This window comes from Ensifer adhaerens (assembly GCF_028993555.1).
Classification (GTDB): domain Bacteria; phylum Pseudomonadota; class Alphaproteobacteria; order Rhizobiales; family Rhizobiaceae; genus Ensifer; species Ensifer adhaerens_I.
Window position 1 is genome coordinate 1717252 of record NZ_CP118611.1, and the last position, 12175, is coordinate 1729426.

Annotated in this window: 11 protein-coding genes; 2 read left to right on the forward strand and 9 right to left on the reverse strand. The window is 60.8% G+C overall.

Features of this window, described 5'->3' with window-relative positions:
- Nucleotides 1-12: 12 nt before the first annotated feature.
- The 5 genes from PWG15_RS27935 to PWG15_RS27955 form a co-directional block, all read right to left on the reverse strand.
- Nucleotides 13-1047, reverse strand: coding sequence for a zinc-dependent alcohol dehydrogenase (locus tag PWG15_RS27935; RefSeq protein WP_275024759.1), 1035 nt, complete (start codon nt 1045-1047; stop codon nt 13-15).
- Nucleotides 1048-1057: 10 nt separating this feature from the next.
- Nucleotides 1058-1999: an ABC transporter permease gene (locus PWG15_RS27940; protein WP_275024760.1), complete on the reverse strand. Its 942-nt coding sequence runs from the start codon at nt 1997-1999 to the stop codon at nt 1058-1060.
- A gap of 7 nt (nt 2000-2006) precedes the next feature.
- Entirely contained in the window at nt 2007-3512 is a 1506-nt protein-coding gene (locus PWG15_RS27945) for a sugar ABC transporter ATP-binding protein (protein WP_275024761.1), read from the reverse strand.
- An 8-nt stretch (nt 3513-3520) separates the two neighbouring features.
- On the reverse strand, nt 3521-4486 hold the full coding sequence (locus PWG15_RS27950; RefSeq protein WP_275024762.1) for an ABC transporter permease: 966 nt from the start codon (nt 4484-4486) through the stop codon (nt 3521-3523).
- Nucleotides 4487-4563: 77 nt separating this feature from the next.
- Nucleotides 4564-5673 carry a sugar ABC transporter substrate-binding protein gene (locus PWG15_RS27955; RefSeq protein ID WP_275024763.1) on the reverse strand — a complete coding sequence of 370 codons (1110 nt, stop codon included), beginning with the start codon at nt 5671-5673 and terminating at the stop codon, nt 4564-4566.
- Nucleotides 5674-5920: 247 nt separating this feature from the next.
- Here PWG15_RS27955 and PWG15_RS27960 point away from each other — a divergent pair, with 247 nt between their 5' ends.
- A complete protein-coding gene (locus PWG15_RS27960; RefSeq protein ID WP_425536773.1) occupies nt 5921-6607 on the forward strand; it encodes a TetR/AcrR family transcriptional regulator in 687 nt (228 codons plus the stop codon).
- Between the two features lie 54 nt (nt 6608-6661).
- On the opposite strand, the gene PWG15_RS27965 is transcribed toward PWG15_RS27960, so the two are convergent.
- Both PWG15_RS27965 and PWG15_RS27970 read right to left on the reverse strand, forming a co-directional pair.
- The gene (locus PWG15_RS27965; protein ID WP_275024765.1) at nt 6662-7648 is read right to left on the reverse strand and encodes a zinc-binding dehydrogenase; all 987 of its coding nucleotides are present in this window, start codon (nt 7646-7648) and stop codon (nt 6662-6664) included.
- Nucleotides 7649-7736: 88 nt separating this feature from the next.
- Nucleotides 7737-8240, reverse strand: coding sequence for a VOC family protein (locus PWG15_RS27970; RefSeq protein WP_275024766.1), 504 nt, complete (start codon nt 8238-8240; stop codon nt 7737-7739).
- Between the two features lie 792 nt (nt 8241-9032).
- On the opposite strand from PWG15_RS27970, the gene PWG15_RS27975 reads away from it, so the two are divergent.
- The gene (locus PWG15_RS27975) at nt 9033-10070 is read left to right on the forward strand and encodes a fatty acid desaturase (RefSeq protein ID WP_275024767.1); all 1038 of its coding nucleotides are present in this window, start codon (nt 9033-9035) and stop codon (nt 10068-10070) included.
- Between the two features lie 214 nt (nt 10071-10284).
- On the opposite strand, the gene PWG15_RS27980 is transcribed toward PWG15_RS27975, so the two are convergent.
- Nucleotides 10285-11280 carry an ABC transporter permease gene (locus PWG15_RS27980; RefSeq protein WP_275024768.1) on the reverse strand — a complete coding sequence of 332 codons (996 nt, stop codon included), beginning with the start codon at nt 11278-11280 and terminating at the stop codon, nt 10285-10287.
- Between the two features lie 45 nt (nt 11281-11325).
- The gene (locus PWG15_RS27985; RefSeq protein ID WP_275027232.1) at nt 11326-12120 is read right to left on the reverse strand and encodes an ATP-binding cassette domain-containing protein; all 795 of its coding nucleotides are present in this window, start codon (nt 12118-12120) and stop codon (nt 11326-11328) included.
- Between the last annotated feature and the right edge of the window lie 55 nt (nt 12121-12175).

Here is a 12175-nt window from a genome sequence, read left to right on the forward strand (position 1 = left end):
CACTTCGATAATTTACGCCGCGATGGCGATCTGGGTCTTCAGGTGTTGCGGCCGCTCGCCGATCGTCTCGAAGGCTTCCTGAATGGCCTCCAGCGGATAGCTTGCCTTGGTGAACTCCTGCGTGCGGAACCGGCCATGCGACAGAAGCGTGAGTGCGTCGTGCATATCCTCGCCCATCCCGGCAACAGAACCTTTGAGGCTCCCTTCTTCCAACACCGTCCGCAGGCTGTCGAGCGCTACGGTCTCGCCGGGCGGGGTGATGCCGAAAAAGGCGACGTGGCCGCCGCGGCGCGCGAGATCGAAAGCCTGTTCGTAGAGCTTCCGGTTGCCGACGCTCTCGATCACAAGATCGGCCCCGCGTCCACCAGTCATCTTGTGAACCACGGCCTTCAGTTCGGTTGGATCCGACACCGCCGCATCCGCCCCGGCCTCGATCGCCATGCGGCAACGGTCCGGCGAAAGGTCGGCGACAATGATCGGCGCAGCGCCGACAAGCCGCATCATCTGCACATGCAGGTTTCCGATCGGTCCGGCACCGAAGATGAGGACCGATTGGCCGAACGTCGCCTGCGCCTTGCGCGCCGCGCGAACGACGCAGGCAACCGGCTCCGTGAGCGCAAGCACCGCATCGGCGATGTCAGCCTCAGCCGGGATCGCCAGTCGCGCCGGAACCGCTACATATTCGGCAAAGGCACCGTCCCGACCGATGCCGACCTGCGTGACCTCGGCGCAGTTCAGAACCTCGTTGCGGCGGCACCAGAAACAGCTGCCGCAGCCGATGTTGATATCGACCACCACGCGCGCTCCGACAGCAAGATGTCGAACGTTGGCGCCACGCTCGGCGATCGTGCCGCAGAATTCGTGTCCTGGGACGAGCGGAAGCCGATCGGCCGCATAATGGCCGTTGAAGATATGGATATCCGTACCGCAGATGCCGGTGCGCGCGACCCGGACGAGCACATCGTCCGGTCCGACGATCGGCATGGCGACCTCCCGAACCTCGAAGCGTTTCGCGGCAGTGAGCACGGCGGCGCGCATGGTCGTCATCGCCACTCTCCTACTTCACGGTGCGCAGCTTGGCGCGATCGATCGTCAGTGCAATGGCGATGATCAACACGGCGCCGAAGACGATCTGCTGCCGGGTCGCGTCGATCTCGAAATAAAGCATCGAAGAACGGATGACTGCGACGATCAGGGTGCCGACGACGGTGTTCATCACGCCGCCGACACCGCCTGTCAAAGGCGTGCCACCGACCAGCACGGCAACGATTGCCGGCAACAGGAACCCATTGGCGATCGTCGGTGCGCCGCCGGAGAGCTTGACCGCAAAGAGCAGGCCGGCAATGGACGCAAGTGCACCGGAGATCGCGAATGCAAGGATCTTGTAGCGCGCGACATCGAGACCTGACGCGGCAGCGGCCAGCTCGCCGGCGCCGACCGCCTTCAGAACGCGGCCGAGCGTCGTGCGCCGCTCGATGAAGAGGCAGAGAGCAACGAGTCCGGCCGCAATCAGGAGTTCATTGGGGACGCCCCAGGTATGGCTAATCATCCAGCCGAAGGTCTCGTTGCGCTGAGTGGCGTCCATGTTGAGCGCGCGTTGGCCCGAAAGCCATTGCGCAACCGAGAACGCAACGCCGCCGACCGCAAGCGTGGAGATGAAGGACGGCACGAAGAGCCGTGTCGTCACGAAACCAGAAAGCGTGCCAAGGAGAAAGCCGGCAACGACGCAAAGCACGGCAACCCAGGCACCGAACGAGGCAAGGTAAACCGAGGCGATGACCGTCACCATGTTTGCCATCGACTGGGCCGACAGGTCGATGCCGCCGATATAGATGGCGAAGGTGAGACCGAGCGCCATGATGAACAGCGGCACGATGTCGCCGGCAATGCCGAGCAGGTTCGTGGGTCGCAGGAAGCCGGGATCGGTGATCCCGACGATGGCGACGAGCACCAGGAGCGTTATCCAGGGAAGGTGCGGTTTGAGGCGCTGAATATCCATTGGTCCCTCAGATCATGTAGTGCAAAAGGTCATAGGGCGTGGGCTTGGAACCCGGCTCGCAGGCGAACTGCTTCTGGATGCGCCCGTCCTTGACGACGATGATGGTGTGCGAAAGGCCGATTGCCTCTTCCAATGTATCGGCGACCAGCACGATGCCGACGCCCGCCGCACTCATGGCGCGGATCATGTCGTAGACATCTTCCTTGGCGCCGATGTCGAGACCGCGCGTCGGATGGTCGAGCAGCATGATGTCGGAGCCGGCCGAACGCCACTTGGCCAGAACCACCTTCTGCTGGTTGCCACCTGAAAGATTGCCGCAATCCGCAAACTCGGAATGGGCCTTGATCGACAGTTTCTTGATCCATTCGCGGGCAAGTGCCCGCTCCTCGCCGACGCGCAGCACACCACCTTTCGAGCGGTGTTTCATCTGCGAAAGCGTCATGTTTTCGTAGACGTTCATGCCGGCGACAATGCCCTCGATCTTGCGCTCGCGGGGCACATAGCCGACGCCACGAGAAACCGACTGCCGCGGTGAAAGATCGGTCGCATCGCCTCCCTTGAGGCTGAGGCGGCCCGTGGTCGGCGTCAGCATGCCGTAGATCGTCCTGAGGATTGCCTCGCGTCCGGAACCCTCGGTGCCAACCAGACAAAGCACTTCGCCGGCATGCAGCTTGAGCGAGATGTCCTGGATTCGGCCGGGAAGCCCCACACGGTCCATTTCGACGAGCACCTTCGAGGCGTTGAACGGCTTTTGCAGGTGCTCGCGGTAATATTGCTTGTCGACGTTGCGGCCGACCATCTTGTGCTGGATAGCCTCGGCCGGGGCAGCGCCCCGGTCGACGACATCCACGACCTCGCCATCCTTCATCACGTAGATGCGGTCGGAAAGCTCCATCACCTCGTCCATGCGATGCGAGACGAAGATGAAGGAGGCCCGTGTCACCAGTTCTCGGACGAGCTTGAAAAGCAGTTGCACCTCTTCCTTTGACAGAACCGAGGTCGGTTCGTCGAGCAGGATGACGAGATCGCCCTCCACGCGCTCCTCGAGCGTCAGCACCTTGGCAAGCTCGACGAGTTGACGTTGGGCAAAGGAGAGCTTCGATGTCACCATCGCCGGGTCGATATCGAGTTTCACCTTGGCGAGCTGACGGTTTGCGGCTTTCGCCATGGCCTTCCAATCGACGACACCGAAGCGGGTAAACTGTCGTTCGTAGCCGAGGAAGATGTTCTCCATGACGGTGAGGTTCGGGATCAGGGACTGTTCCTGGAACACCATCCCGATGCCTTTCTCCATCGCCTGGCGCGGATTGGCGAAGCGAACGGGCGTTCCGTTGATGAGGACCTTGCCGCCATCGGGCTGGTAGGCGCCGTAGATCACCTTCATCAGGGTGGATTTGCCGGCGCCATTCTCCCCCACAAGCCCAACGATCTCGCCGCGCTTGATGTGGAAGTCGATGGCCTTCAGCGCGTGTACGCCGGGGAATTTCTTGTCGACAGCCTTGAGCTCGTACATGGCGTGCCTCACTTGACGAAGGAAAGCATCTTGCGGTCGGTCGAAAGCACGACGGCAAGGATGACCAGCAGGCCGAGCATGCCGTCCTGGATGAAGTCAGGCAGGCCGATAACGACCATGCCGTTGTCGATGACGTTCACGATCAGAACGCCGACAAGGGCATTCCAGACACCGCCGATACCGCCCCAGAGCGCCACGCCACCGACAACGACCGAGGTGATTGAGACGAACATGAAATTCGCTCCGGTCACCGATTCCGCCTGGCCGATACGGGCGACAACGAGGATCGCCGCGATGGCATAGAAGACGCCGGCAAGCGCGAAGCCGGTGACCCGGACGCGAGTGACGTTGAGACCCGAGGCATGCGCGAGATCCTCACCTCCGCCAACGGCGTAGAAGTTGCGGCCAAGCGTCGTGTGGGTCTGGATGAACCAGGCGACGACAAGGAAGAAGGCAGCGACGTAGACCATCAACGGGAAGCCGAGCCAGCGCACGGTCAAAAGCCCACGAAAGGTCGCATCGCTCACCTTCACGATGTCTCCACCGGTGAGCAGGATCGCGGCCCCCGTGCCGACGAAGCCCATGGCAAGGCTCGCCATGAAGGACGGTATCTTGAGCTTCACATGGACCAGCCCGTTGAGCAGTCCGATCAGGCCACCGAGAAGGAGAACGAGCGGAATGGCGACCCAGCCGGAAGGGGCGAGCGAGCCGCCGAAATAGGCAAAGATGAATGCAAAGGTGACGGCCGTAAGGGAGACCGTTCCTTCCATAGAGAGGTCGATCGATCCCATGACGATAATGAAGGTGACGCCGACGGCAACCATGAGCGCCGGAGCCGCCGCAATCGCGATACGGGCGAAGTTCCGCGAGGAAAAGAAAGTCGGGTTGAGCGCAGTGAAAAAGATCACCAGTGCAATCAGCACCAGAAGCGGCGCCCATTTGATCAAGGTTTCGCGCGATAGGCGACGTGTCACGTCAGACACCCCTCTTTTGGAAAGTCACAAGGGGAACGGGGCGGCGGCATAGAGGCTGCCGCCCAGCTGGTCGAAACTCAGTACTGGATCTGACCGTTGGACGGCCCCCAGAAGTCCTTCCAGTCGTAGGTCGGAACGGAGTCGAGATACTTCGCCTTGAACTCCGCCGCGTCCTTGGCCGTGACCAGGATCGTAGGGCCATAGAACTCGCGGTGTTCCTTCGGCTCTTCGGACGGCTTGAAGCTGCCGATCGCCGCGTGATAGGCGAGTGCTGCGCTGATGCCGCCTCCCCAGTGCGGATTGGTGAAGACGGTCGCGAGCAGCTTGCCGTCCATTACCATCTGCACGGCCTCCGGATTGCCGTCATAGGAAACGATCGGCATGTCCTCGATACCCTCGGCGCGCAGCGCTTCGATGACACCATAGGCGATGTTGTCGTTGGCGCAGTGCACGCCCTTGATCTTGTCGCCGTAGCGGGTCAGGAACGACGCCATGAGGGCCGCGCCCTTCTGCGTATCCCAGTCGGCCGGCTGCGCATCGAGCAACTCGATATTCGGGAAATCCTTGAGCGCGTTCTTGAGACCGTTCAGGCGCTCAACCGCCGGGTTGTTGGCGGCGATGCCGCCGAGGTGAACCACGCCACCTTGGCCGCCCATCGCCTCAAACAGGATGCGCGCGGTCTGTTCAGCGGGCTTCTCATCCGACCAGGTCATATGGGAAACGTAGTTGTCGCCGAAATCCCAAGGATGCAGGTCGTCGGTCTTGTTCCAGATCGTTGAGATGTAGGCGCCGGCCGCCTGAACTGCCTCGACAACAGGCCTTGCGTTGGGGCTGTCATTGGCATCGCAGGCGATCGCGCAGTTGCCGTTGTTCTTGGCAAGAAACGCCTTGATGTCGGCGAGCGACTTTTCCGTCGACCCCTCGTTGATGAGGCTGACGAGCGCGCTTTTCGGTTTGCCGAGTGATTCGACGAAAGCCTCACCACCGGAAACGACCGAATTCCAGTAGGCAGACGCCCTGTCGCGATAGCTCCAGGCAATCGCCGGATCCGACAACGCAGCCTGCGCCGCGCCACGACCGAACGCCATCGGCACGGCCATCGCGCCAACGCCGGCTGCAGCGGCAAACAAGAAGTTGCGACGGCTGACCGTCTCGCGCTCGATAAAATCCTTAATAAAGGTCGACATGCCAATCCTCCCATATCCACGGTGAGCGTTCCCCGTCCCACACGGGTTGAAAAAGCGGGTTCGCAGGTGGCGGCGAACGCTTGTCGCCTTGGCCTCCTCCGGCCTCGTCAATCCCACTTAACGCACTAACTAGTTACTTCTTTACAAAACCCCGAGTCAAGTGCTTTTAATAGGCGCAGGCGCCGGCCGATCTGACGAAACCGCTTTGACGGATCAGCTTTGTGGCGTGTATGACTGGCGGCGCAGCATGCGCGAGGGCGACGGAGGAAGGGCTTTGAGCATCACGAACGAAGACACGGAAAAATCAGCCCGAAAGCCGCGCATCCGGGACGCCGAGGCAACGAAGGCGCGCATTCTGGAAGCGGCCAAGAAAGAGTTTGCGAAGAACGGCTTGGGAGGCGCGCGGGTTGACGTGATCGCCGAGAAGGCCAACGCCAACAAGCGGATGATCTACCACTATTTCGAGAGCAAGGAGCGGCTGTTCCAGACCGTTCTCGAAGATGCCTATATCGACATCCGTACGGCTGAACAAAAACTCAAGCTCGACGACCTGGAACCGAAGGCGGCCCTTGCCAAGCTCGTCCAATTCACCTGGGAATATTACCTGAAGAACCCGGAGTTCATCACGCTGGTCAACAGCGAGAACCTTCATCGCGCCAAGCATTTGAAGAAGTCCGAGGTCATCAAGGCCGCCAGCCGCAAGTTCGTCAACATGGTCGGCGACATTCTCGAGCGTGGTGCTTCGCAGGGGGTTTTTCGACCGGGAGTCGATCCCGTACAGCTCAACATCACCATTGCCGCGATCGGCTATTACTACCTGACCAACCGTTTCACCGGATCGATCATTTTCGAACGCGACCTCATGGCCAAGGAAGCGATCGACGAACGCCTGCAATTCAACGTCGACACCATCATGCGACTGGTATGTGCCTAGCGCGTCGCGCCAGGCACATACATGAACGATAACCGGGCGATGTCAGCCCGGCGCCTAAGTCCAATCGATAACGATGAAGGGTTCTTCGATCGCGCGACGCGCAATATCCGAATAGAGCGACGCCGGATCATTGGGCGTCACGTGGCGGATCAAGCCTTCAACCTCGATCAGTCCTTCGGAAAGCCATTCCAGCGCGCGCGAGAAGCCGCCGAAGATGCTGTGCGGCGCATTGTTGTACCCTTCGAGCAGTTCTTCCCAAACGAAGTCGCGGCCAAGGATCGGGACCTCCCATTCCCAGCCTGAGCGTAGCGTCACCAGGTTGAAGAAGACCGCCTGCATGAGCTCGTGCGCCGAGATTTCGGTTGCGCGCCTCCAGGGAACGCCGACCATGACGACTTCGCCAAGCTTGCGAACAAGAAGGCAAGCGTCGATGATGGCACCCTCATGGCCTGAGCAATCGACGACGAGGGCGACTTTTCCGACAAGATCCGATGCGTCACCTATAGACGCCCGACAATCCACAATTCCACTCCGCGCGATCTGAGCGCGCCTTACCGGGTCCGGATCGACCACCGTCACGCGATAGCCACCGATCGCAAAGAGATGTGCAGCCAGGAAGCCGACCGGCCCGGTCCCCGAAATGACCACACGGTCACCCGGACGCGCTTTCGTTGTCATCAGGCTCGTCATCGACACCCCCATCAAGCGGGCGAGAACCGCGCGATCCGGGGACAATCCATCGGGCAACGCCAGGGTATATCGGACATCGTGGGTCTGCGTGGCACGGTGCTGCCCCATTGCAAAGCGCCGGTCACCGACGCTGACGCCATCGACCTCCTCTCCGGTCTCGGTCACCTCGAATACCGCCGCATAGCCCGGCCGGATGGGGAACACGTCACCGTTGGCCCAGCCAAGCTCCGTGCCCTGACTGATCAGGGTACAGAGCGTTCGTCCACGGATCTGTCCGGGCAGCAGCGCACCGTCTTCATAGTTGCCGAGCACAAATGTCTGCTTTGCGCTTATCAGGATTTCTTGAGGCATGGCTCTCCTTTCCGGCTTTGGGCCAATGGTTGCATGTCGTTGCTTTGAATTTGGCCGCGGGCGAGATGCCGCGACTACGACCCGGAATTCAGCTGCCGCTGACGGGCGACCACTGCCTTGGACCGCCGGCGCTTTCGTATCCGAGCGGCCCCGGCATGCTGACGATCTCCAAAAATTGACCCCAGGGAGCTTTCAGATAGAGCCAGGTAAGCCCGGCCATCGCGCCGCTTTCGACAAGGGTCGGCCCTTCCAGTACGTCGACGCCGGCGGCACGCAGCCGTTCTGCCGCGCGTTCGCAGTCGTCGACCTCGAAGGCCATGTGGAATCCGCCCGGTTGGCTGTTGCGCTTCAGCGGCTCCGGCCCCCCGGGCTCTCCGGAATACTGGAATATCTCGAGGTTCGTGCCGCTCCCGACCCTCAGAACCTTGATGTTCTCGATCCGCCGGCCCGCCGGAACGCCGAGGCGCCGGAGCATGAACGCGTCGTCAGCCTCCACCTTGCCTGTTTCAAGACACGTCACCGCTCCGAAGATTGTCTCGAAAAAGCCAACAGCCTCGTCGAGGTCCGGCACCGTGAACCCTACATGCTGCATCCCGTATATCTTCACTCGAACCTCCCAATTCGCCACGAGCATTCGTCAGACAATAATGTAACTAGTTAGTTATTTACGAGTCAAGAAGGGTAGAATATCGAAGGGGGGCTGCAACCCTCAATCAATCGAGAATCCAGGAGGATTCAAATGGCCAAAGGCCAGGTAAGAAGCCATCGCGACGTTCGAAAGCCGAAAAAGAACAAGTCCGTGGCACCGTCGCCGCCGTTCAGGGCACTCAAGACAAGTTCGCCGACAACGGGCTCAGCCTCGGCAAGAATCAGAAATAGAGAGCAGAGGCGGCTGACATCCCGCCTCTGCCATAGCTGATAGCGCCAAGGGACATCGACTTATCGATGGCGAGCGGTCGACAGCTTCAGACAGCGCGGCGCGCTCATTACCGGGAAACTCCGTTTTCAGCCTTTCGGCTACCTGATAGCACCGACTCGTGCGTGCTGCGTGGCCATCCCTGATTTGCGATCGTTGCGAACGCCGCCTCTGGCAGGAGACAATTGCGCTCAACGCTATTGCGTTGTGCACCCACGTTGTAGGATACGATCATCTCGACACGCAGCGCCAAAACTGCTGCCAATCCATGACACCGTCCACGACATTCACTTTGCCCCCGATAGCGCATCCATCCCGAAATCTTGACCGACGAGGCCGAACGCGATCCCCGTTACGCAACGCACAGGGCTCATCGGCCTGAACACTCCCAACCATTGCACTTGAACTCCGGCGCAAGCCATAAGCCTGGCAGATCATTTGCGGGCGAGGAAACACGGACCAGTTTTGATGAACACACATGTCTACCCACCGGCATCACCTGTAGAACATGATGCCAGAGCGTGGTTGAAGATCCTCGCGAAGTACCGTCAGCCCCGTATTGGGCGCAGCGCCTTGGAGCTTCTTGTCACGGTCGTGCCGTTCGCCGGCTTCTGGGCCACCGCCTATTTTTCCCTCACGCATGGGTTCTGGTACGGGCTGATCGCAATCATTCCGGCTGCAGCCTTCCTCCTACGCCTTTTCATGATCCAGCACGATTGCGGCCACGGTTCGTTCTTCGCGCGTCGCGGCCTCGACGATTGGACGGGTCGCGCCATCGGAGTGCTTACATTGACGCCTTACGATTATTGGCGCCGGGCGCACGCCGCGCATCACGCCTCAGCGGGTAATCTGGACGAACGGGGTACCGGTGACATCACCACGCTCACGATCTCGGAATATCTTGCACTCTCACGCATGAAACGCCTGGGCTATCGCCTGTACCGGCACCCGCTTGTGATGTTCGGCATCGGCCCTGCCTGGGTCTTTCTCCTTAAGCAGCGTGTGCCTTTCGGGATGATGAAGGTAGGTGCACTGCCCTGGGTCTCAACCATGACCACGAACGCCGCGATTCTGATGTGCGCCGCATTGATGGTTTGGGCGATTGGGCTCGTGCCTTTCCTCCTGATCCACCTGCCGATCGTGCTCCTGGCGGGCGCCGCCGGCATCTGGCTCTTCTATGTGCAACATCAGTTCGAGGAGACTCACTGGTCGGCCGGCGAGGATTGGCAATTTCCCCGGGCAGCCCTCCACGGTGCATCCCACTATGACCTGCCGCTGGTACTGAGATGGCTGACCGGCAATATCGGCATTCACCACGTGCATCACCTGTCGAGCAGGATCCCTTACTACAGATTGCCCGAAGTTCTGCGCGACCACCCTCAGCTCGCGGATATTGGCCGCATCACGTTTTGGGAAAGCTTGCGCTGCGTTAGGCTCGTGCTGTGGGATGACGGACGCCAGAGACTCGTTTCATTCCGCGACGCCGCCAGGGCCATTCACACTTAACAGATGGCCTCCGGCTTCGTCTGGGTGTTGGTCATAAGCCAATGATCTCGCTGAAGAACCCTCTCAACCGTCTAGCCTTGCCGGGGACGGAGCAACATTGATGATGCCATCCCTGGCGGCAGCCAGTTCCTCCTTGTTCCGGGCAACGCCTAGCCGATCTTGAGATCGACGCCGCGCAGCGGACGGAACTCGAAGTTGCGGTTCGGCGGGTGCCTCACTCGCTCTGGCGGAAATTGCGGATACGATCGAAAAGAACTGCAAGAACCGTCGCGCTGCCGATGAACGTTCCCTGCCAGAAGGCGTTGATGCCGAGAAGCCCAAGGCTGTTCCGGATCACCTCGATCAGCGCTGCGCCGACGAGCGCACCGAAGGCAGTGCCGACGCCGCCGGCGAGGTTGGCCCCCCCGATCACGGCCGCGGCGATCACCTGCAGTTCCATGCCGGCGCCGATGTTGGTCGTCACGGCACCGAGCCAGCCAGTCTGGATGATGCCGGCGATGCCGGCCGAGAGCGCCGAGATCATGTAGACACAGACCTTGATTGGCCGCACGGGGAGACCCGTGGCAATGGCCGCGTGCTCGTTGCCGCCGATGGCGTAAATGTAGCGGCCAATCCGCGTCCAGCGCAGCACGAAGCCGGTGAGCAGTGCCAGCACGATCATGTAGATCACCGGGTTGGCGATACCGAAGACGGATCCACCGCCGAGCGCCAAGAGCTTGTCGTGGTCCGGGCCAAACTCGAAGACCACCGTATTGTTGGACGCGACCATCGCGAGGCTTCGGGCAATCGAGAGCATGCCGAGGGTCACGACGAAGGGCGGAAAGCCGACATAGGCAATGAGGATGCCATTGAACGCGCCGATAACCAATGCAGTCGCAACCGCGGCGACAATCCCCGTCTCGATGCCGAAGCCCGCGTGCATCGTCACCGCGAGAACCATGCTGCACAAGCAGAGTACCGAGCCCACCGAGAGGTCGATCCCGCCGGTGATGATAACGAGCGTCATGCCGAGTGCGATGATCGCGACGAAGGTGACGTTGCGGGTGATGTTGTAGAGGTTCTTCGCCGTCGCGAAGCTGTCAGTTGTGAAGGACAGAAAAATGCAGGCAAGGATGACAGCGACCAGAACCCAGAAGGTCTGGCTACCCAGGATCGTTCCTCCGATCGTGCGCTGCCTGCGGGCAATCGTCTGGTCCAGCGTCGTTGCCATCGTTCCTCCCATTTCCCGGTGCAGAAGATTGAGTTCGCTTGCCCCTCATCCACCCTCGATCGCACCAGTAATAAGCCCCGTCACCTCCTCCGGCGAGGTCTGAGTAATCGGTTTGTCCGCCACCTTGCGGCCCCGGCGCATGACGACGACGCGATCGGCGACATCGAAGACGTCGGGCATACGATGGCTGATGAGCACGACAAGGATGCCGCGATCACGCAGTTGCCGGATCAGATGCAGCACTTCGGCCACCTGGCGCACGGAAATTGCCGCTGTCGGCTCGTCCATCAAGACGATCTTCGCCTGCGAGATCATCGTGCGCGCAATCGCAACCGCTTGCCGTTGGCCACCCGACATCTGCCGTACGAGGTCGCGTGGCCTGGTCTCCGAGCGCAGTTCCTTGAAGATCTCTCCGGCGCGGCGGTACATTGCCTTGTAATCTAGCACACGCAAGGGGCCGATACCGCGGCTCAGTTCGCGGCCGAGGAAGACGTTCGCGGCCGCGGAAAGGTTGTCACAAAGGGCCAGATCCTGGTGAACGATCTCGATGCCGAATTGCCGTGCCTCGATGGGGCGATGCAGGACGATATCGCTGCCGTTAAGGCGCATGATTCCGTTGCTCGGACGGAAATTGCCTGCGATCATTTTGACAAGCGTCGATTTGCCGGCGCCGTTGTCGCCCATCAGACCGACAACCTGGCCCGCTTCCAGCGACAGCGAAATGTCGCTCACGGCCTGGATGGCCCCGAAGTGCTTGGAAATATTGCTGAGCTCTAGCAGCACGACCAGCCTTTCAGACTCGCCAAGACGTGCCACTCCGTGAGGCGCGCCGCCGCTTATCCGCCTCCTCGCAGGCAAGCGACCGCTTATTTACGCAAATCGTCATGAATGCGTC